Raw genomic sequence first — 26,516 nt, 5'->3', positions numbered from 1 at the left:
GGGAAGACCTAGCGGGCCGACCGGGGCAACGGTTCGGCATTGGGTGACTGCCAGCCCACCCGGACGAGCACCTCGCCGTCGTGCAGCAACGCCTGCGACGCCAGACCCCACACGGTCGATGCGAGCAGCACGGCGCTCACGGCCTCGCCCAGCCGCAGCCAGTCGTGGCCGATCATCCGCACCAACACCCCGCTGCGCCGGGCCATCAGCTCCAGGTCGCAGTTCTCGGCGCGGGCCGCGTGCAGCAGCCACGTCAGCGCCGAGTCCGGCACCTCGTCGGCCAGGAACGGGCGTGGATCCGCGCGGCGCAACGAGATCGCCGCCGCGGACGCCACCTCGCACGAGAACGGGTCCAGCTCCCAACGCGGGTGCACGGACGCGACCTGGCCGTCGGCAGCGACCGACCGCAGCACGTGGCAGTCCCAGCCCATCGCCGAGAGTGCGACGCGCACGTGGTGCAGCACGGCACCACACGCGAGCATCGCCGTCTGGTCCGTGCGTGTTGTCACGAGTTCCAGGCACTCGTTGCCCTTACGCCATCGCCACGGCGGCACGATGCCGAACGACGGAGCTCGCGCGGCGAGCTTCAGGACTTCCTCGATCGTTTCCTCGTCGGGGATGCGCACGCTGGTTCTCATTCAGAACACGCTGGTCCTCGACGACTGCACCGAGACTGCGTCACGACTGCGTGAGTTCCTGCTGGGCTGCCGCAACCACCGCGTCCACGGTCAGCGCGGAGCCACGCGCGAACTCCGCCGCGTAGTCCTCCTCGCCCAACGCCTGCAGGCACAACGCCACGCATTGGTCGTGCGAGGCCGCGAAGTTCGCCGACCCGAAGAGCGGCAACCCGACCGACTGCCACACGCGGTCGGCGCCGCCCAGCAGCAGCGCGGCGTGCGCAGCAGACCCCGTGACCACCGAGATCAACGCCAGCAGCTCCACCGACACCGCGATCCCCAGCAGATCGTCGAACTTCTCCTTGATGCGCAACGAAGAAGTAGCCAGCTCACGAGCCTCGACGACGTCACCACGTCCCATCGCCACGAAAGCCAGGACGTACAACGCGTACGCGCGCGCCCAGAGCTCTCCGTTCTCCTCACACACGACCCGCGCCTCGGCGCACAAAGTGGCCGCCCGGTCGAGCTCACCGCCGAAGGCCACGGTGATCGCCAACGCCACCCGAGCCATGATCACGTTGCTGTCCAGGTGCCCGAGCTCGGTGTGCAGCCGGTCGGCCTCGGCGAGCAGCGACGCCCCCAACGGCAGATCGTCGTTGAACACCGCCGCCGCTCCCTGCACGTAGGTCGCGTAGACGTCGGCGTCCGTGTCGTCGAGCAGCACAGCCTCCGTGCGGCACGCCTCCAGCAGCGCGGGCACGGCGGAGGTGTTGCCCTGCAACGTCGCCACGTACCCGGTGACCCACAACGCCTTGCAGCGCGCCCGTGACGGCTCGGTCTCCAGCGACAGCGCCCAGTTCAGCCAGTGCCGCCCCTCGGCGAACCGCCCGCAGCCGACCCAGTAGAACCACAGCGTCGCCGCCAGTCGCAGGCCCGAGTCGGCCTCGCCCGGTGTCGTCAGCGAGTACTCCAGCGCCGCTCGCAGGTTGCCGCTCTCGGTCGTCATCCACCCGACCGTCGCGACCTGCCGCGGCGTGAACCAGGCCCGCTCGCCCTGCTCGGCCACGCCCGCGTACCAGTCGCGATGCCGCATGCGCAGCCGTGGCTCCTCTTCGCTCGCACGAAGGCGCGTCTGCCCGTACTGGCGCATGGTCTCCAGCAACCGATAGCGCGCCACGCCGGCGTGTTCTTCGCGCTGCAGCACGGACTTGTCGACCAGCCCGTCGACCGCGTCGAACATGAAGTCCGCCGTCAGCGTGTCGTCCGAGCACACCGCCTCGGCCGCGGCCAGGTCGAAGCTGCCCGCGAAGACCGACGCCCGTGCCCACAGCAGCTGCTCGCGCGGCGAACAGAGGTCGAAGCTCCAGTCCATCGTCGCGAGGAGGGTCTGGTGCTGCGGCAACGCGGTCCGCCCGCCGTCGGTCAGCACCTTGAACCGGTCGTCCAGCCGTTCCAGCAGCTGCGCCGGCGTCAACGCGCGCACCCGCAGTGCCGCCATCTCGATCGCCAGCGGGATGCCGTCGAGCCGCCGGCACAGATCCGTCACGGCCTGCTCGTTCGCTCCCGTGATGACGAACGAGCCAGGTACCGCGGCGTCGGCGCGTTGCGCGAACAACGTTGCCGCCGGATAAGGCACGGACAACGGCGCCACGGACAGCACCTGCTCGCCGTAGACCCGTAAAGCTCTGCGAGAGGTCGCGATCACCCGCAGCCGTGGCGCCACGCGCAGCAGCGTGTCGACCAGCACCGCGCAGTGGTCGACGACGTGCTCGCAGTTGTCCAGCACCAGCAACGCGTCCCGCTCGGCCAGGAACTCGGTGAGCACGGTCAGCTGCCCGCGCCCGGTCTGGTCGACCACGCCCAGCGCCTCGGCGACGGTGTGCGGCACCAGCGCCTTGTCGCGCAACGCCGCCAGCTCCACCAGCCACACCCCGTCCGGCGGCTGCTCACTCCGCGCCACGTGCACCGCGAGCCGCGTCTTGCCCACCCCGCCGACACCGATCAACGTGACCAGCCGGTGCTGCCTGATCAGGCCGGCGACGTGCTCGGTCTCCGGCCGCTCCACGAAGCTCGACTGGTCGGCCGGCAGGTTGCCGCGCACCACCACCGGCACGCGTTCGGCCAGGTCGAGGCGTGGATCGGCGGTCAGCACCGCTTGTTCGAGATCGCGCAGCCGGGTGCCGGGCTCGATGCCCAGCTCGTCGACCAGCATGCCGCGCGCCCGGTGGAACGCGGCCAGCGCCTCCGCCTGCCGTCCGCACCGGTAGAGCGCGATCATCAGCTGCTCCCACAGCCGTTCGCGGAACGGGTGCTGCTCGACCAGCGCGTTCACCAGCGGCGCCACTGCGGCGTGCTCCCCGAGGTCCAGCGAGGCGTCCATCAGGTCCTCGGTCGCGTCCATCCGCAGCTCGGTGAGCCGCGCGGACTCGTGCCGGGTCCACTCGCCAGGCCTGCAGTCCGCCAACGGATCGCCCGTCCACAACGCCAGCGCCTCGCGCAGCATCCGTGCGGACTGCACCGGGTCTTCGCTCTTCCGTGCTGCTGCGACGAGCGCCTCGAACCGTGCGGCGTCCACGGTGTCCGCGGGGGTGTTCAGCACGTAGCCCGGTTCGCGGGTGGTGATGAGCTCGCCGAGTCCGGCGTCCCGGATCTGGCCGCGCAGGCGTGCGAGCAGGCTGTGCAAGGTCTTCGTGGCCGTCGCTGGTGCCTCGTCCGACCAGAGCGCGTCCACGAGCGCGCTCCTGGTCACCGTCTCACCGGGGTTGAGGGCCAGCCGGGCCACGAGGGTCCGCTGTCCCGCGCTGCTGAGTTGAACTGCTCCGTTCGGACCGGTGAGTTCGAGCGGGCCGAGCAGCCGGATGATCACTTGAATTCGTCCTGTCGTCAGCCCCCGACAAAGGCTGGAACCGGGACAAGATACTGCAATGGAATTCGACCCGAGAATCAACGCCCAGCGGGTGACCGCATACGCCGACCTGCGTGCCGTGCTGGCTGATCCGGTGACGTTCTCCTCCCGGAACATGACAGGTCCGCAGGTCGCGGCCGTGGCGGCACTGCTGCCGCCGGAGCAGCGGCGATTGCTGGAATTGATGTCCTCGCTCAACGCGGCGGACGGCACCAGACACGCACGAATTCGTGCGGCGGCGAATCAGAAATTCACCCCATCGGCCGTGCGCCAAATGGCTGACTCAATTCGATCGCGCGCTCGGCGGCTTCTCGACGAACTGCCCGAGGAAGCCGACTTCGTGAGCGAGTTCGCCGCGCCGTTCGCGTTGGGCGTCGTCGGCGACGTGCTCGGTGTGCCCGAACCGGACTTCCCGCTGTTCCGCGAGTTCGTCGCACCGGTGCTGGAACTGACCAGCGGAGAGGAGGTCAGCGAACGGGTCCTCGGGTCGTACTTCGCCGCGATGCACGAGTTCTGCGCCTACTTCGGGCGCTCGAACGCGTTCAAGGGCGGCCAGCTGTCCGAGCAGGAACGGCTGTCGCTCTGCCTCGCGATCGTCGTGGCCGGCACCGACTCGACCACGAACCTGCTGTCCAGCACGCTGCTGCGACTCGACCACCGGGAACGCCGGCTGGGCGGCGTGGTGGAGGAGGTGGTGCGACTCGACGCGCCGTTCATCGGCTTCTTCCGGACGGCGACCTGCCCGGTCACCATGGCCGGCGTGAAGATCGCCGAGGGCGAGCACCTGTTCCTCGACTACGCGGCGGGCAACCGCGACCCGCGCGTGTTCACCGAGGACTTCGACCCCGGCAGGCCGTCCGTGCCGGCCCACCTCGGCTTCGGGTACGGACCGCACTACTGCCTGGGCGCGGGCCTGGCGCGGCTCGAGGGCCGCATCGTGGCCGAAGAGCTGCTCGACCGCTCGTTCGAAGTGGTCGAGCAGCCCGTGCGCCACCGCAAGCACCTGATCAGCCACGGGCCCGCGGAGCTGCGGTTCAGACCAGGGCGGCGTCCAACGTGATGTTCTCGACCGCCGCGAGCGCCTTGGAGACCGGGCAGTTCGCCTTGGCGCCCTCGGCGGCCTCGACGAAGGCCTCCTGGGTGAGACCCGGCACGTTGGCGCGCACGGTCAGGTGGATGGCCGTGATGCCCTGTCCGGCGACAAAAGTCACCTTGGCGTTGGTGTCGATGGAGGTGGGCGGCGTGCCGGCACCGGTCAGGCCGTGGGAGAGCGCCATCGAGAAGCACGACGAGTGGGCAGCCGCGATCAGCTCCTCGGGGCTGGTCTTGGCACCGGCCTCCTCGGCGCGGGCCTTCCAGTCGATGTCGAAGCTGCCGCTCTTGGAGGTGTCGAGGTTGACGTTGCCCTTGCCCTCGATGAGAGAGCCTTCCCAGTGCGCGCTTGCCGATTGGGTGACAGCCATGGTCTCCATGTCCTTGTCGAACGAGCTCGATCAGGTTGATGCGAGCGGACGGTGACCACCTTTCCACGGCGGCGCCCCGAGATCACCCCGAGAACGCAGAAGGCCGGTGTCCAATGGACACCGGCCTTCTCACGAGAGCGGATGACGAGACTCGAACTCGCGACCCTCACCTTGGCAAGGTGATGCGCTACCAACTGCGCTACATCCGCACTGCCTTACGGGAAAGAACTATACAACAGGTCTAAACGGCGTCTCGACCGGGGGGTTGCAACCCGGCCAACAGCTGATCTACCTCGTCCAACTGCTCCTTGGGCCAGCGCCACTCCCACAGCGCCCGCACCTTGGGCAGCACGTCGCACGGCAGCCACGCCGCCACTTCCTCGCGGAGGTCCCAGTCGTCGAAGACGTGCTCGTAGAAGCTGATCAACGCCGCGTTCTCGAGGAACTGCTCCGGCTGGTGGAAGCACCAGTGCGCGAACCCGTACGCGCGGCGCAGCACGTCGTCGTCCTGCGAGCGATGTGCTTCCGCGGCCAGTTGGGACAGCTCGGAGAAGAAGACGTGGCAGGACCACTCCTCGGTCTCGGCGACAGCCCGAAGTTCCGGCACCAGGGCCGAAGCACGTTCTCGCCAGTCCACCACGGCCGTGACGATAGTCGCTCGATCTTGTTGCGCCGACGGTCCGACGCCCACCTGTGACCGTCTCGTCACCGGATGCGTTGCGCTGATCAGCTCACGACTATCGGATGGTCTTGTATATCGACCTGCTCTCGTCCAGGAGCAGGTCTGGCCCCTTGTGGCATGTTGAACCCGTGATGGTCGACGAGAACGAGGTCGACCGGGACCTGCTCGCCAGGGTGCGCGAGGGAGACGACTCGGCCTACGGCGAACTGTTCTCCCGGCACGCGGACGCGATCCGCCGTTTCTCACTCAGGCACGTCCGCGAGGCGGCCGAAGCTGACGACCTCACCGCAGAGTCGTTCTTCCGCATGCTGCAGGCGATCAGGCGTGGCAGCGGTCCCACGGACCACGTCCGCACCTATCTGCTGACCGTCGCGCGGCGGGTCGCTTGGGAGTGGAGCGGCCGGCGGCGGGACGTCCCGGTGGAGGACGAGGAGTTGGGGCGTCGCGTGGAGCCGGTCGGCGACAACGCGAACCGCCGGGCTGAGCACAACCTCATCACCAGAGCCTTCTCCAGCCTGCCGGAGCGGTGGCGGGTCGTGCTGTGGCGCGTCGAGGTGGAGGGCGAACGCCCTGCCACCGTGGCGCCGCATTTCGGTCTTTCGCCCAACGCCATGTCGGCGTTGGCTCGCCGCGCGCGTGAGGGTCTGCGTGCGGCGTACCTGCAGGCGCACTTGGCGGCCGACGACGGGCGGTCGTCGTGCGCGGCGATCAGGGCGAAGCTCGGCACCTTCACCGCCGGCGGGGTCCAGGGCGTCGAGGAACGCCGGATCCGCGCCCACCTGGACACGTGTTCGCCCTGCTCGCAGCTCTACACCGAGCTGAACGAGGTCTGCGCGACGCTGCGCGCCAACGCGGCGTTCCTGATCGTGCCGTCCACGCTCGGCCTCGCGTTCGCGGGGAAGGTGCTGATCAGCAAGACGAAGATGGCGTTCGTCGCCGCCAGCGCGGCGACCATCGGCCTGATCGGGACCATGGCCGCGGTGCTCAACGGCGGACCCGGCGTCGCGGTGCTGCAGCCGGACCAGAAGCCCGTGATCGCCATGAGCACGTCGGGGACCAGTTCCGGCCACAGCCAGGAGATCGTGGTCGCGCCGGCACCCGAGACCAAGCAGCAGCAAGTGCAGCCGCGTGAGAACGTGGTCAACCCCGGTGGTGCCCCGAAGCAGGAGACGGTGCGCAGGACGACGTCCTACGCGCCGCCGCAGACCAGCGAGAAGCGCAAGGAGCCGCCGGTCGAGCGGGCGTTGCCGGTCGTGCAGTCGTCGTCCTCGTCCGAGGTGATCACCTCGGTGACGACCACCGCGCGGGACGTCAAGTCGCTGAACACTCCGCCGACGACGTCCGAGCCGCCCTCGGACCCGTGCCCACCGCCGCCTCCGCCGCAGACCACGGCCACCACGATCACGCTTTATCCCAAACCGCCCGTCGAGGACTGACGGTAACGATCTCGATAGGGCGAGTTCACCCACAAGGCTCGCCTCGCGCCAGGTACGGTTTGAGCAGAACCGACCGAGCGTGGGAGCGGGTTTATGACGCGGCTGGTGCGCGGTGCCGACGGGCGGATGTGGACGGTCCACAGCCGCATCGAGTGGCGCAACCCGGTGGAGTCCGACGACTTCGAGCACGACGTCAGCGGTGGCGTCCTGCCCGGCATCATGATGGCGGGCATGCTGGCCATCATGGTGGTCGTGCTGATCGCCTGGACGCCCGAGCAGGTGGTCGTGCCCGCGTGGCTGATCCTCGCGCTGATCTTCCTGTTCGCGTTCTTCCCGGTCCGCTGGGCGCTGCGCCGGCCGCACACGCTGGTCGCGGAGAGCAAGGCCACGGCCGACGAGCTGCCACCCGAACGGTGGATCGGCCAGGTCAGGGGTCCGATGGCGGTGCGCCAGGAGGCCTCGCGCGTCGCGCGCACGATCGAGATGCACTCGCTGCCCGACGTCGAAGGCCCGTTGCAGCCCGTCGACTGATGCGACACTGGAGCGGTGCCCGAGCTACCCGAGGTAGAAGCACTGGTCCACCACCTGCGTGAGAACGCGGTGGGCCGAACCGTGCACCGCGTCGACGTGGCGTCACTGCAGGTGCTCAAGACGTTCGACCCGCCGTGGACCGCGCTGCACGGTCAGGAGGTCGTGGCCGCGCACCGGCACGGCAAGCACCTCGATCTGGAGGTCGCGGACGGCCTGCACCTGGTCGTGCACCTCGCCCGCGCCGGTTGGCTGCGCTGGGCCGACACCATGTCCGCGCCGCCACCCAAGCAGGGCCGCGGTCCGCTGGCGCTGCGCGTGCACCTCGGGCCGCCAGGGCAGGGACCCGGGTTCGACCTGACGGAAGCCGGCACGAAGAAGGGCCTCGCGGCGTGGATCGTGCGCGACCCGAAGACCATCGCGAGCGTGGCCAAGCTGGGTCCGGACGCGTTGGGGATCACCCGCACGCAGCTGGAAGACCTGCTGGCCAAGCGCACCGAACGATTGAAGACGGCGCTGACCGACCAGAGCCTGATCGCGGGCATCGGCAACGCCTACTCCGACGAGATCATGCACATGGCCCGGTTGTCGCCCTATGCGACGGCGGGGAAGCTCAACGAGGAGCAGCTGGACCGGCTGCACGAGGCGATGCTCAGCACGTTGACCGACGCCGTGGCGCGGTCCGTCGGCCAGGACGCGGCCCGGCTCAAGGGCGAGAAGCGGTCGGGCCTGCGGGTGCACGCGCGCACCGGGCTGCCGTGTCCCGTCTGCGGTGACACGGTGCGCGAGGTGTCGTTCGCGGACAAGGCGTTCCAGTACTGCCCGACGTGCCAGACCGGCGGCAAGCCGTTGGCCGACCGCCGGTTGTCACGCCTGCTCAAGTGACGATCAGCACTTCCAGGGTGCGCGGGCCGTGGACGCCCTCCACCCGGTTCAGCTCGATGTCGCTCGTCGCGGACGGACCGCTGATGAACGTCAACGGCCGAGTAGGTTCCAGCCGTGCCAACGCTTCCGGCACCGAGCCCGCGATCTGGTCCGCCCGCACCACGCACAGGTGGTAGTCGGGCAGCAGCGTCAACGCCCGCCGTCCCTGCGCTTCGCCACCGTCGAGGACGATCGTGCCGGTGTCGGCGATCGCCACCGCGCACCCGGTCAGCACGCCGTCCGCCTGGTCGAGCTCCTCGATCGACAACGGCTCGTGCAGCCACGTGACGCCGTCGACCAGCCACTCCGCCGGCACGTCCGCCGGAGCCACGATTCGCTTGCCCCGCAACGAGGTCAGGAACTCGGGCACGCCGCTGACGGTGTGCACGATCGCGCGGTAGTCGGCGACCCGTTCGGCGAACAGCTCGACGCTGCTCGGTCCCTGCCGGTTGTACCCGCGGACGACCGGCGCTGCTGGAGGCACGCGTGCCGCCTTGATCCGCGCGAGGATCTCTTCTCGTGCGCTAGCCACGGTTCTTCCTCCACCACGTGCGGAACGACTCTTGCGGCGGCGCGGGCACGTCCCGTGAGGACGTCCACTTCGAACCGGGCCACGGCAGGGACGTGATCTTCCCGTCCTTGGCCAGGAAACGGGCCAGCGAACCGGCTTTCTGCGCCTTCTCGTACCGCGAGGCCGAGGCGAAGATCCACGCGGCGGCGGACATCGCGACCGATTCCGCGGTGCGCCCCTTGGCTTCCACCACCTCGGCGCGCAGGTGCGTGAGGACGGACGGGATGTCGATCCGCACCGGGCAGACCTCGAAACACGCGCCGCACAACGAAGACGCGAACGGCAGCGAGGCGGCCTGCTTGTCGTGCATGTCGCCGACCAGCTGCGGCGTCAGGATCGCGCCGATCGGACCGGGGTAGACCGAGCCGTACGACTGGCCGCCCGTGCGTTCGTAGACCGGGCAGACGTTCAGGCAGGCCGAGCACCGGATGCACCGCAGTGCTTGGCGCCCAATGGAATCTTCGAGGGTCTGAGTGCGGCCGTTGTCGATCAGCACCAGGTGGAACTGCTGTGGACCGTCGCCAGGGGTCACGCCGGTCCACACGCTCGTGTACGGGTTCATCCGTTCCGCTGTGGACGACCGCGGCAGCAGCTGCAGGAAGACCTCGAGGTCCTGCCACGTCGGCACGAGCTTCTCGATGCCCATCACGGTGATCAGGGTTTCCGGCAGCGTCAGGCACATCCGGCCGTTGCCCTCGGACTCCAGCACCACGATCGACCCGGTGTCGGCGACGGCGAAGTTGGCTCCGGAGATGGCCACCTTCGTGGTCAGGAACTTCTCGCGCAGGTAGACCCGTGCGGCCTCGGCGAGGTCCGCCGGTTCGTCGGAGACCTCGACCCCCATGCGGCGCTGGAAGATCTCGCGGATCTCCGAGCGGTTGCGGTGGATCGCGGGCACCAGGATGTGCGACGGCCGGTCGTCGCCGAGCTGCACGATCAGCTCGGCGAGGTCGGTCTCGATCGCGTGCACGCCACCGGCTTCGAGTGCCTCGTTGAGCCCGATCTCCGCCGTGGCCATGGACTTGACCTTGACCACCTCGGCCGCGTTCTGCGCGCGGCAGAGGTCGAGCACGATCCGGTTCGCCTCTTCGGCGTCACGTGCCCAGTGGACGACGCCGCCTCGTGCCGTGACGGACTCCTCCAGCTGCACGAGGAGCGTGTCGAGGCGTGCCAGCACGTCGTCCTTGATCTGCTCGCCGGCGACCCTGAGCATCTCCCAGTCGGTCATCTCGGCGACCGCGGCTGCCCTGCGGGCCCGGATGGTTCCGGTGGCCTTGCGCAGGTTCTGCCGCAGCTGGGTGTCGGCCAGCGCCTTGTGCGCGGCCTTGGGGAACGTCGGGCTGCCCAGCCACGTCACGGGGTTGCGCGCCACGGGTCCTCCTCCGTCGAAGCCAGGATCTCCGCCAGGTGCACCGGCCGGACGCCCGCGCGCAACCGCGACAGGCCACCGCCGATGTGCATGAGGCAGGAGTTGTCACCCGCGGACAGAACTTCCGCGCCGGTGTCGAGCACGCACCGCATCTTGTCGGCGAGCATCGCCGTGGACGTCTCGGCGTTCTTCACCGCGAACGTGCCGCCGAAGCCGCAGCAGTGCGTCGAGTCCGGCAGTTCCACCAGATCGAGTCCCTTGACCGCCCTGAGCAGCGCCATCGGCTTGTCCCCGACGCCCAGCATGCGCAACGAGTGGCAGGTGGGGTGGTAGGTGACCCGGTGGGGGAACCAGGCGCCCACGTCGGTCACGCCCAGCACGTCCACGAGGAACTCGGCGAGCTCGAACGTCCGCGGCGGCGACGTGCCCAGCGTGGGATGGATCTCCCGAACCATGCCCGCGCATGACCCGGATGGCGCAACCACGTAGTCGTAGTTCTGAAAAACGTCGGTGTACTTGCGCGCCAACGGCTTCGCGTGCTCCCGATAGCCGGTGTTGAAGTGCATCTGCCCGCAGCACGTCTGGTCGAGCGGGAACTCCACCGAACAGCCGAGTCGTTCGAGCAGACGCACGACAGCACGGGCCGTCGACGGGAAGAACGTGTCGGTGAGGCAGGTCGCGAACAGGGCCACTTTCACGGGCACACCCTCTCCCCAAAATCATCGGATGTCTACCCGGATCGGTGGACCGTACGGGGGTACGCCGGGCGCGCCTCTTGCTATCCGGCCACCCCACAGCACAGCATGTGCCTTGTGGGCGACCTGTTGACCGAGCGCGCAGTGCTCGGCGTCATCGCGACCCTGGCCGTTCTCGGCCTCTTCGTGATGCTGTGCCGCGCTCGACGAGTCAGCACCTCGGTCGAGGATGCTGTGATGGACATGCTCGACCGCATGTCCAGGGCGTCGAGCGACCTCCGCGCGGGCCTGACCGAGGAAGCCGCGAACAAGGCCACACCCCACCTGCGCGAGATGCTGCGCTGCGTCGCGGTCGCCATCACCGACGAAGAGGGCACCGTCCTGTCGTGGGACGGCGGCGCGAACGACCACTACGAGTACCTCCGCGACACGGTCGCCCGTGCCATCAACAACTGTCACAAAGAGCACGTCGACCACCGCAAGCTCGGCTGCGAGCTGCAGGGCCCGTGCTCACTGCACAGCGTTGTTGTCGTTCCGCTGGTTGTCGAGGGTGACGTCGCCGGAACCCTGATCGTGGTGTCCGGGGTCGCGTCCAAGCGCCAGATCCGGATGGCCGAGGAGACCGCCCGGTTCGTCTCCACGCAGCTAGAACTCGAGGTCGTCCAGAAGCAACGGCAGGCGCTCGCCCAAGCCGAAGTGAGGGCGCTGCGAGCCCAGATCTCGCCGCACTTCGTCTACAACGCGCTGAACACGATCTCGTCGCTGATCCGCACCGACCCGGCGCACGCCCGCGAGCTGCTGCAGGAGTTCGCGGAGTTCACCCGCTACTCGTTCCGCACCGACGGCCTGTTCACGACGCTGTCGGACGAGCTGACCAACATCGACCGCTACCTGACGATCGAACAGGCCAGGTACGGCTCGCGGCTGACCGTGCGCCTGCGCATCGCCCCCGAGGTCCTGCAGGTAGTCCTGCCGTTCCTCGTGCTCCAGCCGCTGGTCGAGAACGCGGTGAGGCACGGCCTGGCCAAGAAGCCCGGCGGCGGCATGCTCACGATCACCGCTGAGGACAACGGCAACGAGGCCCTGATCAGCGTCGAGGACGACGGCGTCGGCATGGATCCGGACCGCCTCGACGACATCAAGGACGCCCACCAGACCGGCGCGCACGTCGGCATCGGCAACATCAACGACCGCATGCGCACGGTGTTCGGCGCCGAGTACGCCCTGGTCGTGGAGACCGCCCCCAACGCGGGCACCAAGGTCATCCTCAAGGTGCCGAAGTTCGCGCGGAACGTGCTGCCGAACCTGAACCTGGGCTCGCAGCTCACCGACGAGCCGATGACGAACGAGCAGCCGGCCATCCGCGCCTGACCTCGGCGCCAGAAGTTGAGCGCTCAACCATCCTCAACTCGGAAGCTGAACCTGCCGATTGTGGTGTTGACCAATGAACAGCCGGCCGTTTTGTGCAACAGGGGCCGGCCGCGAGTTAAGGGCAACATCAATTGCAGGAACAACAAGCACCCGAGCGCGTCCGCGTCTGCATCAAGTGCACCGCCAAGGGGTTCAACAGCTGCAAGTGCTGAGAAGCCTGCAGGTCAGCGGGCTGCAACAGCCAAAGTCGTGATCAGCACGACGGCGCACACGCTCCAGCTCACCCACATCCAGTAGATGTGCATCGGCGTCGGTCCGGCGGCGTTTTGCCTGCCCCGGTCGTCCCACCACTCGACATAGCGTTCGAGCCAGCGGATCGGGTTGAACGTCACAGCCCGAACCTAGCATCACGTGTTCCACGTCACGCGGGAGCAACCGACCACCATCGAGGCTCCCGCGTGGCCGTGGAACGCACGTACTGTCGAGTACATGAGCGTCACGGACAAGATCGCGGCCCGTCTTCCGAGGGTCATGGACCGGGGCGAGCGGCCGCCGGTCGTCGCCGCGGTGCGGTTGCACGGGGTGATCACCCCGCAGTCCTCGCCGGTCACGCGCAACACGATCAGCCTCCAGAACGTCGAGACGGCCATCAACCGCGCGTTCGACAACGAGCGCCTGATCGCCGTGGCACTGCTCATCAACTCGCCCGGCGGGGCGCCGACACAGTCAGCACTCATCGCCGAGCGCATCCGCGAGCTCGCCACCAAGAAGCACGTGCCGGTGCTCGCGTTCTGCGAGGACGTGGCGGCGAGTGGCGGCTACTGGCTGGCGTGTGCCGCGGACGAGATCTACGCGCACGGCACGAGCCTTGTGGGTTCCATCGGTGTGGTCAGCGCGGGCTTCGGGCTCAACGGCCTGCTGGACAAGGCCGGCGTCGAGCGTCGCGTCTACACGGCTGGGGAGAACAAGGTGCGGCTCGACCCGTTCCAGGCCGAGAAGCCCGAGGACGTCGAGTGGCTCAAGGGCCTGCACGCCGATCTGCACGAGCAGTTCAAGGCGTGGGTCACCGAACGCCGCGGTGCCAAGCTCAAGACCGAGGAAGACCTCTTCAGCGGTGAGATCTGGACCGGCGCCAAGGCCCAGCAGCTCGGCCTGGTCGACGGCATCGGCACCATCCGGACCGTGATCGCCAAGCGCTTCCCGGACGCCGAGCTGACGATCGCCGAGCCGAAGAAGCCGTTGCTGGCCAAGCTCGGGCTCGCGGCCGCGTCCACCCGATCGGGCGATCTCGTGACGCAGGTGCTCTCGAGCCTCGAGGAACGTGCTCGCTGGTCCCGATTCGGGCTGTGAGCATCAGTTCGGTTTCGCAGGGCGTGTCGGGACCTACCCCGGCGTAGACATGACCGCACATTGATGGGCAAGATGCCCGACACAGTGAGTACCCAAGACAACGCCGGTCTCCTCGTCCTCGCAGTCGATGACGAGGCTCCTGGCCTGAGCGAGATCAAGTTCCTGCTCGAGAGCAGTCCTCACATCCGGCGCGTCCTCACGGCCTTCGACGCTGCCGAGGCGCTGCGCATCCTGAGGGGTGACTACGAGCAGGAGGTGATGGCGCGAACCAAGATCGGCCTCCCGCCGGTCGACGCGGTGTTCGCGGACATCAACATGCCCGGACTCTCCGGCATGGATCTCGCACGGGTGCTCAGCGCGTTCCGGCACCCGCCCGCTCTCGTCTTCGTGACGGGCGTGGAGGAACGCGACGCGCTCGTCACGGCGTTCGACGTCGGCGCGCTCGACTTCATCAACAAGCCGATCAACGAGGAGCGCGTCCTCAAGGCGATCTCCCGGGTCGCCGACCGCGTGGGCCGCACGGCCGCACCACAGGCACCGGCCGCGGCCACCGCGCAGGCCGTGGCCGCAGAGCCGACCGACGACGAGGTCATCCCCGTCGAGCTGGGCGGCACCATCAAGCTCGTGCCGCGCGCGTCCGTGCGGTACGTCGAGGCGCAGGGCGACTACGCCCGCCTGCACACCCAGGACGGCAGCCACCTGGTGCGCATCCCGCTGGCGCAGCTGGAGGAACGCTGGGCGAACGCTGGGTTCGTGCGCATCCACCGGTCGTACCTGGTCGCGCTGCCGTTGGTGAGCGAGCTGCGCATGACCGCGAACGGGTACGCGGTGGTCATCGGCACCGGTGACGGCGCCAAGGAGCTCCCGGTGAGCCGCCGGCACACCAAGGAGCTCAAGGAACGGATCGTCCGACCGCCGAAGAGCGGCTGGTGAGCAGGCACGACGCGGGAAAGCCCGAGCAGGCCGCCCGCGAGGCCTGGCTCGGTGAGCAGGCCCGCAAGCCACGCAGGCGGCGCGTCGTCCTCAACGACTCCGCGAAGGCACGCGGCAAGGCGCTGCGCACGATCATCGAGCTGGAGGAGCAGACCAGCGTCGGCGAGAAGCTCGTGCGCGACCTCATCAAGCAGCAGCTCCGGTCCGCGTTCGGGCTCGCCTTCGCCGTCCTGATCGGCATGTGCCTGCTGCCGATCACCTTCTACCTGTTCCCGCAGATCGGGGACCTCGAGATCCTCGGCATCGGCATCCCCTGGCTCGTGCTCGGCCTGGCGCCCTTCCCGATCCTCTACGGGGTCGGCTGGGTGTTCCGCAGGCAGGCCGAACGGCACGAGCGCGACTTCGTGAACATGGTCGACCGCTGACGTGACCGCCACCTTCTGGAGCCTCAGCGCCATCGTCGCCGTCGCGGCCGTCACGTTCCTGCTCGGCTACGTCGGCTCGCGCAAGGCCAACACCACCCCGGACTTCCTGGTCGCGCGCCGGGCGATCCCGGCCACCCGCAACGCCGCCGCGATCTCCGGCGAGTACCTGTCCGCCGCGTCGTTCCTCGGCGTGGCCGGGCTCGTGCTCAAGGACGGCATCGACGCGCTCTGGTACCCGATCGGCTTCACCGCCGGGTACCTCGCACTGCTGCTGTTCGTGGCCGCACCGCTGCGCAGGTCCGGCGCCTACACGCTGCCCGACTTCGCCGAGGCCAGGCTGGGATCGGTGAACGTGCGGCACTTCAGCACGTTCTTCGTGGTCTGCATCGGCGTGCTGTACCTGGTGCCGCAGCTGCAGTCCGCCGGTCTGACGCTGACCACGATCACCGGTCTGCCCGCGTGGTTCGGCGGCCTGATCGTCACGGTCATCGTGGTGATCAACGTGCTGGGCGGCGGCATGCGCGCGATCACGCTGGTGCAGGCGTTCCAGTACTGGGGCAAGCTCTTCGCGATCGCCGCGCCCACGTTCGTGCTCTTCGTGGTGTTCCTCGCCTCGCCGGACCGCGGCACGCAGCCGATCAGCGACGAGGGCGTCGTCAGGTTCCCGCAGGCCGAGTCGATCACCGTGGCCGAGCAGGTGATCAAGGTCAGGGTCGACGAGCCGCTGACGTTGAAGGTGCACGGCGAGATCGACGGCAGGCACGCCGACGGGCCGGTGTTCTGGGGGCGCGGCGTCTACGAGCTCAGCCCCGGCACGGTGATGGAGTTCCCCGCCGGCAGCCCGGTCCCGGTGGTCGAGGGCTCGCCGACGAACAACCACGACTGGACGCGCCCGCAGACCGGCGGCATCTCCGACCTGCTCAAGACCTACTCGCTGATCTTCGCGACGTTCCTCGGCACGATGGGCCTGCCGCACGTCCTGGTCCGCTTCTACACCAACCCGGACGGCAAGGCGGCCCGGCGGACGGCGCTGCACGTGCTCTACCTGCTCGGCCTGTTCTACATCTTCCCGACGGTGCTGGGCGTGCTGTCCCGGCTCTACCTGCCGCAGCTGCTGGTGAACGGGAAGACGGACGCGGCGGTGCTGATGCTGCCGGAGACGATGCTGCCGAACCTGGGTGGTCAGATCCTCGGCGCGATCGTCGCCGCGGGTGCCTTCGCGGCGTTCCTGTCGACCTCGTCCGGGCTCGTCGTGTCCGTCGCCGGGGTGGTCTCGACGGACATCATGCCGGGCAAGGTTCGTGACTTCCGGTGGGCAACTGTGTTCACCGGACTCGTCGCGATCGGGCTCGCACTGCTGTTGCCGCGCTCCGATGCGTCACTGACCGTGGCCATGTCGTTCGCGCTAGCCGCTTCGACCTTCTGCCCGCTGCTCGTCCTCGGCATCTGGTGGAGAGGACTCACCTGGGTGGGTGCGGTGTGCGGTCTCGTCGTCGGCGGCGGCATGGTGATCTCCGCTCAGGTGATCAGCGTGGTCAGCTCCTACACCGGCCGTTGGGCGCCCGCGTTCATCACCCAACCAGCGCTGATCACCGTTCCGATCGCCTTCGCGACCATGATCGTGGTCAGCAAGGCCACCCGCAGAAGGGCACCGGCGGACGTCAACCAGATCCTGCTGAGACTGCACGCGCCGGACCCGCTGGGCTTCATCCGCGACCGCGACATCGCGCGGTTCGGCACGGCCGAGGAGAAGGCGCGGATGGCCGACGACCAGCGCAGGGGAGCTGGTCGGTCACGGTGAGTACCCAGCGTTTCAATTGGGTGAAAATTGGTCACTCGAATCGGTGAACGGTGATTGCGGTCACGCAGAGTGCTGTTCGTCTACGCATACTGACCGTTCGTCGCATCACCCGACTGCTGGGCGCATTGGCACGGACGGGGTCTTACCTGAGTGACTCAAGTCTCCATACGGTTCTCGACCAAGAACAGACCGCACCTGGAGGCATTACGTGCACGTCACGTTGCTGACACCCACGACGAGTACCGCGAGGAGGGGACTGTGAGCACTGTCGAACACACCCCGAGCGAGTCGGCCCCCGATGCGCAGAAGTGGGTCGACGTACAAGCAAGTGATGACTTCGCGGAGCTGAAGCATCGGCTGCGCAAGTTCGTGTTCCCGGTCTCCGGGCTGTTCCTCGCTTGGTACCTGCTGTACGTGCTGCTCGCGGACTACGCGCACGGGTTCATGTCGACCAAGGTCGTCGGCAACATCAACGTCGGGCTCATCTTCGGTCTGCTGCAGTTCGTGTCCACCTTCGTGATCACGACGCTCTACGTGCGGCACGCCAACAAGAACCTCGACCCGTTGGCGGAGAAGCTCCGCGGTGAGATCGAGGGAGACGGCAAGTGAACGAGTCCAGCCCGATCCTCAACATCAGCATCTTCGGTGTCTTCGTCCTGGTCACGCTGTTCGTGGTCATCCGGGCGAGCCGCAACACCAAGACCGCTGCCGACTACCTGGCCGCCGGCCGCGCGTTCACCGGGCCGCAGAACGGCATCGCGATCGCGGGTGACTACCTCTCCGCCGCGTCGTTCCTCGGCATCGCGGGCGCCATCGCCCTCAACGGCTACGACGGCTTCCTGTACTCGATCGGCTTCCTGGTGGCGTGGCTCGTCGCGCTGCTGCTGGTCGCCGAGCTGCTGCGCAACACCGGCAAGTACACGATGGGCGACGTGCTGAGCTTCCGGATGCGGCAGCGTCCGGTCCGCGCGGCGGCCGCCACGTCGACGATGGCAGTCTCGTTCTTCTACCTGCTGGCCCAGATGGCCGGTGCCGGTGGTCTCGTCGCCCTGCTGCTCGGCATCACGGGCACTGGTGGCCAGGCCCTCGTCATCGCCGTGGTCGGCGCCCTGATGATCGCCTACGTCCTCATCGGCGGCATGAAGGGCACCACCTGGGTGCAGATCATCAAGGCGGTCCTGCTGATCGCCGGTGCGGGCATCATGACCGTCTGGGTGCTCGGCAAGTACGGCTTCAACCTCTCCTCCGTGCTCGGCGCCGCGGTCGACAACGCGCCGAAGGCGGGCGAGAAGCTGCTCGGCCCCGGTCTCGCGTACGGCAAGAACGGCACCACGAAGCTCGACTTCCTGTCGCTGGCACTGGCCCTCGTGCTCGGCACCGCGGGTCTGCCGCACATCCTGATGCGCTTCTACACCGTGCCGACCGCGAAGGAAGCCCGTCGTTCGGTCGTGTGGGCCATCTGGTTGATCGGCATCTTCTACCTGTTCACGCTGGTCCTCGGCTACGGCGCCGGTGCGCTGGTCGGTCCGGACGCGATCAACAAGGCGCCCGGCAAGGCCAACTCGGCGGCTCCGCTGCTCGCCCTGGAGCTCGGCGGCCCGATCCTGCTCGGCCTGATCGCGGCGGTCGCCTTCGCGACGATCCTCGCGGTCGTGGCAGGCCTGACGATCACGGCGTCGGCGTCGTTCGCACACGACATCTACGCCAACATCATCAAGAAGGGTCAGGCGGAGGACAAGGACTCCGAGGTCAAGGTCGCCCGCCTCACCGCGATCGTCATCGGCCTCGTCTCCATCGGCGGCGGCATCATCGCCAACGGCCAGAACATCGCGTTCCTCGTGGCGCTGGCGTTCGCGGTCGCGGCCTCGGCCAACCTGCCGACGATCCTCTACTCGCTGTTCTGGAAGAGGTTCAACACCTCGGGCGCGCTGTGGAGCATCTACGGCGGTCTGGCAGTGACGATCACGCTGATCGTCTTGTCGCCGGCGGTCTCCGGTCAGCCGACGTCGATGTTCAAGAACGCCGACTTCGCGCTCTTCCCGCTGTCGAACCCCGGCATCGTGTCGATCCCGGTCGCGTTCCTGCTCGGCTACATCGGCACGATCCTCTCGAAGGACAAGGCCGACCCGGTCAAGCAGGCCGAGATGGAGGTCCGCTCCCTCACCGGTGCGGGCGCCGAGAAGGCCATCGCGCACTAGCCGATCGTTTCCGGAGAACGGGCCGTCCCCCAGGGGGCGGCCCGTTTTTCGTGCGTGCAACCCTGCTGGTGCTGGCCGCGTATTGAACGCGGAAGCAGCGAAAGCAGGGGGACCGGAGTGCGACGGGACGAAGAGTTCTCGGAGTTCTTCACGAGCAGGTTCGACTGGGCCCGCCGCACGGCGTACGCGTTGTGCGGTGACTGGTCGGAGGCGGAAGAGCTCGCGCAGAACGCATTCGTGAAGGCGTACGCGAAGTGGCCGACGATCAGGCGCGAAACGGCGGAGGCCTATGTCCGCACCATCGTGACGCGCGCGTTCATCGACAGCAGGCGCCGCGGCCGCGACCGCGTGAGCCCGGTCGCCGAGCTGCCGGAGCTCGGCGTCGGCGGCGGCTTCTCCGATCCCGACGCCAAGTTGAACGCGGCACTGCAGCAGGTGCCCGCCAAGCAGCGGGCCGCGCTGGTGCTGCGGTTCGTGCACGACCTGTCCATCGAGCAGACGGCCGCTGAGCTGGGCTGTTCGATCGGCAACGTCAAAAGTCAGACAGCCAGGGGTTTGGCGACGCTCCGCGAGGCGTACGGCGAGCCGGTCACTTCGGAGTGTGCTTGATGAATCTCGAAGAGAAGCTGCGCGGAGCTCTCGACGTCTCCGCCCCGCCTCCCACGACGACCTTGGACCACGTGCTCAAGCGCGGCCGCCGCCGGGTGTTCGCCCAGCGCGCGGGTGCCGTGCTGGGCGTGTTCGCGGTGGTCGCCGGCATCGGCATCGGCGCCGCGACGCTGAACCACGCCGCGCCGGACCCCACGCCTGCGGACCAGCCGAACTACGGTCCCGCCACCGTCGAGCACGCGACGGGCTGGCCCAGGGTCAACACCCCGCCGCAGATCCCGTACGGGACGTGGACACCCGCGACGAGCGCGCCGCCACCCGCCGGTCGCGCAGTCGTGCAGATTCCGTTGTGCAACTCGAAGGAACCCTTGGAGGTGTGGGGGCTCGGCACGGACGTGTTGTCCGCCAAGACCGTCGACGCGTTGATCGACCTGGTGCGGCGGGAGTTGCCGGAGGTGACCGTCAGCAACGCGCCGGGCAGCTCCATCAAGGACGCCATCGAGTTCGACCTGACCGACTCCGGCGGGACCGGCAGCCTCAGCATCTCCGCCGGCAGGTTCCCCGGTACCCCGCAGTGGCATGCGGACGACGGGCTCTGGGCGACCGGCGACTGTGAACCGGCCAGGCGGCTGACCCTCGCCAACGGCACGGTCATGCAGCTGCACAACATCCGGCCGTACGAGCCTTTCCAGTCGCTCAAGCAGGTGCTGGAGATCTACCGCAAGGACGGTCTGTTCGTGCGGCTCGAACTGCGCAACTACGGCAGCCCGGACGTGCGTCCTGATCCGAACCAGCCGGGCGTCCTGCAGCGCACGGGTGCTGGTCGCGCCACGCTGCCGTTGAGCGAGGAACAGTTCACCCGGCTCGGGCCCGCCATCGCGGGGGTGGCCTGAGGGTGTGCCGTGCCGGAGGTTCACGAAAGCGCAACCTCCGGCATGGCAACATCTAGGGCGTGACTGTGCCAAGCGTGGAGATCGCTGACGTGCCCGCCGTGCTGCCGGAAGGCGCCGTCCTGCTGGACGTGCGTGAGCAGGACGAGTGGGACGCGGGCCATGCGCCCGGCGCTCTGCACATCCCCATGAGCGAGATCGGTGCCCGGCTCGACGAGGTGCCGAACGACGTGCAGCTCTACGTCGTGTGCCGCGCCGGTGGTCGTTCCGCCCGCGTGACCCAGTACCTCAACCAGAACGGCTGGGAAGCCGTCAACGTCGAGGGCGGCATGCAGCACTGGGACGCCCACGGTCGCCCGCTCGAGGGCGGCGTCGAGGGCATGGAACCCGAGGTCATCTGATCGTGCAGCCGTTGCAGCCGATGCGCGTGGACTGGGTGGCGACTCCGCCACCCGGTGCGTATCCGCAGTCTGCGCGGCGGTCGCAGCGGTTGTCCTACGGCGGCCCGCCGAACTACCCGGTCCCGCCGCGCTGGGGCTTCCCGCTGCTGGCGTGGCGCTGGCCGACGGCCGTACCCGGCACCGTCGAGCAGGCCGACTCGGTCGACGGGGTGCGCCGGCTCGGCCGCACCGCGCAGAACTCGTTGTGGCTGCTCGCTTTCGTCGCCGTCTGGGCGGCGTTGTCCGAGGTCTGGCGGTACGTCCTGGTCGCGATGAGCCGCTTCGGCGCGCTCTCCCCCGGCGTGGTCAGCGCGTCGGACGCGCTGGTGGTGTCCTCCACGGCGATCATGATCACCGGCTCCGCGCTGTCGTTCGTGCTCACGCTGTTGTGGGTGCGGCGGGCGCGCAACGTGGCCGCGACGATCGTGGGCTACGGGCCCTCCCGCTCGGACGAACAGGCGTTGCTCGGGCTCGTCGTTCCCGGCATGAACCTCGTCGTGCCCGGCTCGGTGCTCGCCGAGCTCGAACACGCGGTGGCGCACGGGTCGGCCGACGAACGTCCCCGCCCGTCGACGCTGCTGCGCTGGTGGTGGGGCTTCTGGGCCGGGTCGGGGTTGCTGTTCGTGATCATGATCCTGTGGTCGTTCCGCGACAGCACGCAGGCGCTGGCCGACGGGGTGCTGCTGCACGCGTTCGCCAACCTGGTGCTGGCGGGCGTCGCGGTGACCACGGCGCTGGTCGTCCGGCGGATCACCACGCTGCTGCTCCCGGTGGACGCCGCGTCCGTGCGGTTGATGCGCGTGCTCGAGGTCAAGGACGCTCCCCAGCCCCCGCTGCGGTCGTTCCGCGCGTCCGGTTCGCCGCGCTGATCTGTTCAGGCGACGTTCGTCCGTGAGGACCTTCCCGGCGTTCTCAGCGAGTGCCAGGTTGGACGAATGCGGACACTCATCGGGGCTCTGGTGATCGCAATGGCCACACCAGGCGTCGTCCAGGCGCACCACCACCGGGAACTCGACCTGCAGGCCCACCGCGGCGGCATCGGCCTGACCGTGGAGAGCACGCTCAAGGCGTTCGGCAAGGCGCTCGAGCTCGGCGTCACGACGCTGGAGCTCGACCTGCAGATCACCAAGGACGGCCGTGAGGTCATCACCCACGACCGCAAGACGAACCCGGCGAAGTGCCTCGACACGTTGCCCGCGTTTCCCGGCGACCCGGCGTTCCCGTACGCCGGCAAGTACGTGAAGGACCTGACGTTCGCCCAGGTCCGCACCCTCGACTGCGGCAGCACCCGGTGGTCGCAGTACCCGAACCAGGAGCTCTCGCCGGGTGCCCGCATGCCCACGCTGGCCGAGCTCTTCGACCTCGCCCGCAAGCACCGCGCGTGGGGCATCCGCTTCAACATCGAGACCAAGGTCGAGGCAGCCGCCCCGCACGAGACCGCGCCGCGCGAGCAGTTCGTGCAACGGGCGGTCCGCGAGATCCGGCGCAGCGGCTTCCTGTCCAACGTGACCGTCCAGTCCTTCGACTGGGGCACGCTGATGCGGCTGCGCGAGGTCGAGCCGCGCATCCCGCTGGTCGCCCTGACTCAGCCGGAGTTCCTGCGGCCGGGCTCGCCGTGGACCGGTGGGCTGAACCTGGACGACTTCGGCGGCAGCGTTGCCAAAGCGGTGCGCAGTTTCGGCGCCCGTGCGCTTTCACCGGTGCACACGATGACCACCAAGGAACTGGTCGCGGACGCGCACGCTCAAGGTCTCACCGTGATCCCGTGGACCGTGGACGAGGAGTCACGGATGCACGAGGTGATCGACACCGGGATCGACGGCCTGATCACCGACTACCCGGACCGGTTGCGGAAGGTGTTGAAGGAGCGCGGTTTCAAGCTCCCCAAGCGTTATCCGCGGCACTAGCCCCTGCCGAGCACCAACGAGTGCAGCCCGCGGATCACGAACTCCGCGCGCCGGTCGGGTTCCTCGGCCAGCACCGCGCCGGAAAGCTTGCGGTGCAACGACGACAGCGCCGCCTCCACCTCGATGCGGGCCAGCGGCGCACCCAGGCAGTAGTGGATGCCCATGCCGAACCCGAGGTGCTGGTTCTTCTCGCGGCCGACGTCGAGCGTGTCGGGGTTCTCGAAGACCAACGGGTCGCGCGCGGCCGCACCGAGCAGCGCGGCGATCTTCTGGCCGGGCTCGATGACGTGGCCCGCGATCTCGACGCGTTCGGTGGCGGTGCGTTCGAAGAGCTGCAACGGCGAGTCGTAGCGGATCAGTTCCTCGACGGCCGTGGGCATGATCTCCGGCGAGAGGCGCTCCCACTGCGAGCGGTGCTGCATCAGGGCGTAGACGCCGTTGCCGATGACGTTGACCGTGGCCTCGTGGCCGGCCATCAGCAGCAGCACGGCGGTGGCGACGAGCTCGTCCTCGGTGAGGCGGGCGCCGTCGGTGTCGGTGACGGCGACCAGGTCCGAGACGAGGTCGGAGCCGGGGTTCTTGCGGCGCAACGCGATCAGCTCGCGCAGGTAGGCGACGAACTCCGCGGCGGCGCGCTCGGCGGCTTCCTGCTGCTCGGCGGGCAGGCCGTACTCGTACATCTTCACGATGGCGTTCGACCACGGCTGCAGCAGGTAGCGGTCCTGGCCGGGGACGCCGAGCAGCTCGGCGATCACCTCGACCGGCAGCGGCGCGGCGACGTGGGCCAGCAGGTCTGCCTGGCCCTGGTCGTCGATCTTCGCGACCAGCTCGTCGACGAGGCGGTCGGCCAGGTCGGCGACCCACGGGCGGAGGCGTTCGACGTGGCCGCGGCCGAACGCGGCGGCGACCAGGCGGCGCAGGCGGGTGTGCGTGGGCGGCTCGTTCTCCAGCAGCGAGTTGCGGTGCAGCAGGTTGAACGCCATGAACTGCTCGACCGGCTTCACGTCCGACCAGATCCGGCCGAGCGACCGGTGCCTCAGCACGGCCGAGCACGCGGCGTGCGAGACGGCGACGGCAACGCCCATCTGCTCGTGGTGATGCACCTCACCGGCTTCGCGCAGGGTGGCGAAGGCCGGGTACGGGTCGGCGATGAACGCGGGATCGCGCTGGTCGAACGTCACAAGGCGGGACGGTAAGTCGCGATTCGCGTTTCGTCCACGTCCATTTGATTGATGACTCAAATTGTTGCGCAGACACTATCGTTCGGGTTGTGCAGCTGCCAGCGATCGTCGCGCACCGCGGCGCGTCCACTGACCGTCCCGAGCACACCATCGGCGCCTACGAGCTCGCTTTGAAGGAGGGTGCGGACGGGCTGGAGTGCGACATCAGGTTGTCGAAGGACGGCGAGATCGTGTGTGTGCACGACCGCACGCTCGCCCGCACGTCCAACGGCCGTGGCACGGTCAGCGCGCTCACGCTGGAAGAGCTGAAGAAACACGACTACGGCAGCTGGCACCGCCACGGTCAGCCGGCCGGACTGCTCGTGCTCGACGAGCTGCTGGACCTGGTCAAGGGCTCGCAGGTGCAGCTCTTCGTCGAGACCAAGCACCCCGTCCGCTACCGCAACGAGGTCGAACGCAAGCTCGTCGAGGCGCTGAAGAGGCACCAGCTCGACAGCCAGATCGTCATGATGTCGTTCTCGCCGACGGCGGTGAAGGCGTTCCGCGACCAGGCGCCGGACATCCGCACGGTGCTGCTGCTCGACCGCCTCGGCCGGTACCGCAGCGGTGCGCTGCCGTCGTTCGCTGACTACACCGGGCCGGGCGTGCACGTGCTGCGCAACGACCCCGGTTACGTCGATCGGGCGCGCCGGGCGGGCCATGAGACGTACGTGTGGACCGTGGACAGCGCCGAGGACATCGCACTGTGCCGTGACCTGGGCGTCCGCTACCTCGCGACGAATGCCCCGGCGAACACCCGCCGCCTGCTGACGGCTAACTTGGCCACCTGAGAAGCCTGAACACGAGGAGGGCCGAGGTGGCCAAGCGGACTGCCGTCAAGGACGCACCGAAGGACGGGATCAACCCGAAGCAGCCCTGCCCGTGCGGGTCCGGCAAGCGCTACAAGGCCTGCCACGGCGCACCGGGCGGCGCGACGGACGTGATCGTGTCCAGGCCGTTCGAGGGGCTGGCCGCCGAGTGCGAGCTGATCGCGCTGCGCGAGTTCGTGCCGTCGGCGATCGCGAAGCTGCCGGTCAAGGACGGTCGCGAGGTCACGCTGGCGACGGTGCTGCCGATGGCGGCCGCCGGTCTGATCCGCGGCGACGACGTGCCGTTCGTGGGCCTGCAGGTGCAGACGCGGTCCGGCGACATCAGCCGCGACCTGGCTCGCGCGCTGCAGTGGGCGCAGCAGGCGAAGACCGGTGACGTGCTCGCGGTCGTCGGCCCGGACAACGGCGAGCACCCCGGCCGGTTGCAGGACCTGCTCGACCCCGAGGCCGAGATCGTGCCCGAGCTGCACACCGACTTCGTGTGGTGGATGCCGGAGGGCACCGAGCCGACCGGTGACGTCGCCCTGTCGCTGGAGCGCGCGAACGCCGCGATCCTGCCGACCGAGCGGCTCGACGCCCCCGGCGTGAAGGCCGCCTACTGGGTCGACGCCGGCGACAAGGCGCACCTGCGCTGGGTCCGTCCCGAGCCGGAGGAGAAGCTGCTGCCCGCGATGGCGCGGCTGGCCGCCCGCGGTGAGCTGGACCTGGGCGAGGGCTCCCGCTACGCCGGTTCGTTCCGCGCGCACGGCCTGCTCGTGCCGGTCTGGGACCTCGACCGCGAGATGCACGCCCGCGAGTGGGCCGAGCCGGCCGAGGCGCTGGGCAAGCGCTTGCTGGAGGCGCTGGCGTCCGACGAGCCGCTGACCGACGCCGAGCGCCGGGCCCGTGACGGTCTGCGCGGCCGGCAGATCACGCTGCGCTGATCCACAGGTTGTCCACACGGTTGTCCACAAGGAGCTGTGGATAAGTGCTGCTGCACATCATCTCGACGGCCGGCTGGGCCGCTGCCCAGTCGGCCGGTTCGATCGCGCCTGCCGGCGAGGAGTTCGTGCACTGCTCGGACCGGGGCGTCGTGCACGTGACGGCCGGCAAGTTCTTCCACGGGCAGAGCGGGCTGCTGTTGCTCGTGATCGACCCGCGGTTGCTCGACGTTCCGGTCCGGTGGGAGGCGGTGGCGGATTCGCCGCTGTGGTTCCCGCACGTGTACGGCTCGATTCCGGTTGCGGCCGTGGTCGAGGTGCACGACTTCCCCTGCGAGCCGGACGGTTCGTTCGTTCTACCGCAGGCCGTTGCCGTTTTGTGATTTAGTGAGGCAACCGTTCCGCGCACTCGAGCGTGAACCTCCCGGGGCC

General features: G+C 68.7%; 28 protein-coding genes and 1 tRNA gene. 19 read left to right on the top strand and 10 right to left on the bottom strand.

Translation table 11 applies throughout. The features are described from left to right. Positions 1–8: 8 nt before the first annotated feature. Together DI276_RS45810 and DI276_RS45805 are read right to left on the bottom strand one after the other, a co-directional pair. Complete coding sequence (locus DI276_RS45810; RefSeq protein WP_157985365.1) at positions 9–638, bottom strand: hypothetical protein; 630 nt, start codon at positions 636–638, stop codon at positions 9–11. 40 nt (positions 639–678) lie between these two features. After that, positions 679–3,483, bottom strand: a complete 2,805-nt coding sequence (locus DI276_RS45805) for a BTAD domain-containing putative transcriptional regulator (RefSeq protein ID WP_198681312.1) — start codon at positions 3,481–3,483, stop codon at positions 679–681. 58 nt (positions 3,484–3,541) lie between these two features. Between DI276_RS45805 and DI276_RS45800 the strand changes: the two genes are divergently transcribed. Further along, positions 3,542–4,582, top strand: coding sequence for a cytochrome P450 (locus DI276_RS45800; protein WP_112276034.1), 1,041 nt, complete (start codon positions 3,542–3,544; stop codon positions 4,580–4,582). On the opposite strand, the gene DI276_RS45795 is transcribed toward DI276_RS45800, so the two are convergent. From DI276_RS45795 to DI276_RS45785, 3 genes are all read right to left on the bottom strand, one after another. After that, positions 4,557–4,985 (bottom strand): OsmC family peroxiredoxin, encoded by a 429-nt coding sequence (locus DI276_RS45795; protein WP_112276331.1) that lies wholly within the window; start codon positions 4,983–4,985, stop codon positions 4,557–4,559. The two genes, DI276_RS45800 and DI276_RS45795, sit on opposite strands and share 26 nt — an antisense overlap. Before the next feature lie 136 nt (positions 4,986–5,121). Further along, positions 5,122–5,194 (bottom strand) — tRNA-Gly (locus DI276_RS45790). Between the two features lie 32 nt (positions 5,195–5,226). Further along, a complete protein-coding gene (locus tag DI276_RS45785) occupies positions 5,227–5,625 on the bottom strand; it encodes a DUF7674 family protein (protein ID WP_112276032.1) in 399 nt (132 codons plus the stop codon). 173 nt (positions 5,626–5,798) lie between these two features. Between DI276_RS45785 and DI276_RS45780 the strand changes: the two genes are divergently transcribed. The 3 genes from DI276_RS45780 (at position 5,799) to DI276_RS45770 (ending at position 8,516) form a co-directional block, all read left to right on the top strand. Next, complete coding sequence (locus DI276_RS45780) at positions 5,799–7,103, top strand: sigma-70 family RNA polymerase sigma factor (RefSeq protein WP_198681327.1); 1,305 nt, start codon at positions 5,799–5,801, stop codon at positions 7,101–7,103. A 93-nt stretch (positions 7,104–7,196) separates the two neighbouring features. Further along, positions 7,197–7,634 (top strand): DUF983 domain-containing protein, encoded by a 438-nt coding sequence (locus DI276_RS45775; RefSeq protein WP_112276030.1) that lies wholly within the window; start codon positions 7,197–7,199, stop codon positions 7,632–7,634. A gap of 15 nt (positions 7,635–7,649) precedes the next feature. Continuing rightward, a complete protein-coding gene (locus DI276_RS45770; protein WP_112276019.1) occupies positions 7,650–8,516 on the top strand; it encodes an Fpg/Nei family DNA glycosylase in 867 nt (288 codons plus the stop codon). On the opposite strand, the gene DI276_RS45765 is transcribed toward DI276_RS45770, so the two are convergent. From DI276_RS45765 to DI276_RS45755, 3 genes are read right to left on the bottom strand one after another with little or no spacing between them, the layout of a single operon-like run. Beyond that, positions 8,509–9,087 (bottom strand): LutC/YkgG family protein, encoded by a 579-nt coding sequence (locus DI276_RS45765; RefSeq protein WP_112276017.1) that lies wholly within the window; start codon positions 9,085–9,087, stop codon positions 8,509–8,511. The genes DI276_RS45770 and DI276_RS45765 overlap by 8 nt on opposite strands. Then, positions 9,080–10,498 (bottom strand): LutB/LldF family L-lactate oxidation iron-sulfur protein, encoded by a 1,419-nt coding sequence (locus tag DI276_RS45760; RefSeq protein WP_112276015.1) that lies wholly within the window; start codon positions 10,496–10,498, stop codon positions 9,080–9,082. The genes DI276_RS45765 and DI276_RS45760 overlap by 8 nt, the downstream gene beginning before the upstream one ends. After that, entirely contained in the window at positions 10,480–11,187 is a 708-nt protein-coding gene (locus tag DI276_RS45755; RefSeq protein WP_112276329.1) for a (Fe-S)-binding protein, read from the bottom strand. The genes DI276_RS45760 and DI276_RS45755 overlap by 19 nt, the downstream gene beginning before the upstream one ends. Positions 11,188–11,298: 111 nt before the next feature. Here DI276_RS45755 and DI276_RS45750 point away from each other — a divergent pair, with 111 nt between their 5' ends. After that, positions 11,299–12,561, top strand: a complete 1,263-nt coding sequence (locus tag DI276_RS45750) for a sensor histidine kinase (protein ID WP_112276013.1) — start codon at positions 11,299–11,301, stop codon at positions 12,559–12,561. Between the two features lie 224 nt (positions 12,562–12,785). On the opposite strand, the gene DI276_RS51670 is transcribed toward DI276_RS45750, so the two are convergent. Further along, positions 12,786–12,953: a hypothetical protein gene (locus tag DI276_RS51670; RefSeq protein WP_166048541.1), complete on the bottom strand. Its 168-nt coding sequence runs from the start codon at positions 12,951–12,953 to the stop codon at positions 12,786–12,788. Positions 12,954–13,050: 97 nt separating this feature from the next. Here DI276_RS51670 and DI276_RS45745 point away from each other — a divergent pair, with 97 nt between their 5' ends. The 11 genes from DI276_RS45745 to DI276_RS45695 all read left to right on the top strand — a co-directional run bounded on the left by DI276_RS45745 (position 13,051) and on the right by DI276_RS45695 (position 23,114). Next, a complete protein-coding gene (locus DI276_RS45745) occupies positions 13,051–13,911 on the top strand; it encodes a S49 family peptidase (RefSeq protein ID WP_112276327.1) in 861 nt (286 codons plus the stop codon). 63 nt (positions 13,912–13,974) lie between these two features. Then, positions 13,975–14,844, top strand: coding sequence for a LytR/AlgR family response regulator transcription factor (locus DI276_RS45740; protein WP_112276011.1), 870 nt, complete (start codon positions 13,975–13,977; stop codon positions 14,842–14,844). After that, positions 14,841–15,269, top strand: a complete 429-nt coding sequence (locus DI276_RS45735) for a hypothetical protein (protein ID WP_112276009.1) — start codon at positions 14,841–14,843, stop codon at positions 15,267–15,269. The genes DI276_RS45740 and DI276_RS45735 overlap by 4 nt, the downstream gene beginning before the upstream one ends. Position 15,270: 1 nt before the next feature. After that, a complete protein-coding gene (locus DI276_RS45730; protein ID WP_112276007.1) occupies positions 15,271–17,070 on the top strand; it encodes a sodium/solute symporter in 1,800 nt (599 codons plus the stop codon). Positions 17,071–17,328: 258 nt separating this feature from the next. Further along, positions 17,329–17,679: a DUF485 domain-containing protein gene (locus DI276_RS45725; RefSeq protein ID WP_112276005.1), complete on the top strand. Its 351-nt coding sequence runs from the start codon at positions 17,329–17,331 to the stop codon at positions 17,677–17,679. Continuing rightward, positions 17,676–19,268, top strand: coding sequence for a solute symporter family protein (locus DI276_RS45720; protein ID WP_112276003.1), 1,593 nt, complete (start codon positions 17,676–17,678; stop codon positions 19,266–19,268). Before DI276_RS45725 ends, DI276_RS45720 begins: the two co-directional genes overlap by 4 nt. Positions 19,269–19,385: 117 nt before the next feature. Then, complete coding sequence (locus DI276_RS45715; protein WP_112276001.1) at positions 19,386–19,877, top strand: SigE family RNA polymerase sigma factor; 492 nt, start codon at positions 19,386–19,388, stop codon at positions 19,875–19,877. Next, positions 19,877–20,770: a hypothetical protein gene (locus tag DI276_RS45710; protein WP_112275999.1), complete on the top strand. Its 894-nt coding sequence runs from the start codon at positions 19,877–19,879 to the stop codon at positions 20,768–20,770. The genes DI276_RS45715 and DI276_RS45710 overlap by 1 nt, the downstream gene beginning before the upstream one ends. A 59-nt stretch (positions 20,771–20,829) precedes the next feature. Next, positions 20,830–21,168 carry a rhodanese-like domain-containing protein gene (locus DI276_RS45705; protein ID WP_232837371.1) on the top strand — a complete coding sequence of 113 codons (339 nt, stop codon included), beginning with the start codon at positions 20,830–20,832 and terminating at the stop codon, positions 21,166–21,168. Positions 21,169–21,170: 2 nt separating this feature from the next. After that, a complete protein-coding gene (locus DI276_RS45700; RefSeq protein WP_232837370.1) occupies positions 21,171–22,076 on the top strand; it encodes a DUF4328 domain-containing protein in 906 nt (301 codons plus the stop codon). A 66-nt stretch (positions 22,077–22,142) separates the two neighbouring features. Continuing rightward, complete coding sequence (locus tag DI276_RS45695; RefSeq protein WP_112275996.1) at positions 22,143–23,114, top strand: glycerophosphodiester phosphodiesterase; 972 nt, start codon at positions 22,143–22,145, stop codon at positions 23,112–23,114. On the opposite strand, the gene DI276_RS45690 is transcribed toward DI276_RS45695, so the two are convergent. Further along, positions 23,111–24,295 carry a cytochrome P450 gene (locus DI276_RS45690; protein ID WP_112275994.1) on the bottom strand — a complete coding sequence of 395 codons (1,185 nt, stop codon included), beginning with the start codon at positions 24,293–24,295 and terminating at the stop codon, positions 23,111–23,113. The two genes, DI276_RS45695 and DI276_RS45690, sit on opposite strands and share 4 nt — an antisense overlap. Positions 24,296–24,384: 89 nt before the next feature. Here DI276_RS45690 and DI276_RS45685 point away from each other — a divergent pair, with 89 nt between their 5' ends. Genes DI276_RS45685 through DI276_RS45675 form a run of 3 tightly spaced genes read left to right on the top strand, consistent with a single transcriptional unit; the run spans position 24,385 to position 26,467 of the window. Then, a complete protein-coding gene (locus DI276_RS45685; RefSeq protein ID WP_112275992.1) occupies positions 24,385–25,125 on the top strand; it encodes a glycerophosphodiester phosphodiesterase in 741 nt (246 codons plus the stop codon). 26 nt (positions 25,126–25,151) lie between these two features. Next, on the top strand, positions 25,152–26,087 hold the full coding sequence (locus tag DI276_RS45680) for a DUF5926 family protein (RefSeq protein WP_112275990.1): 936 nt from the start codon (positions 25,152–25,154) through the stop codon (positions 26,085–26,087). Between the two features lie 44 nt (positions 26,088–26,131). Beyond that, complete coding sequence (locus DI276_RS45675; protein ID WP_112275988.1) at positions 26,132–26,467, top strand: DUF952 domain-containing protein; 336 nt, start codon at positions 26,132–26,134, stop codon at positions 26,465–26,467. The last annotated feature ends 49 nt before the right edge of the window (positions 26,468–26,516 follow it).

Origin of the sequence: Lentzea terrae, from assembly GCF_003265345.1 — a bacterium.
Classification (GTDB): domain Bacteria; phylum Actinomycetota; class Actinomycetes; order Mycobacteriales; family Pseudonocardiaceae; genus Lentzea; species Lentzea terrae.
Note: the sequence above shows the minus strand (reverse complement) of the source record. Positions and strands in the feature narration are given on the sequence as shown.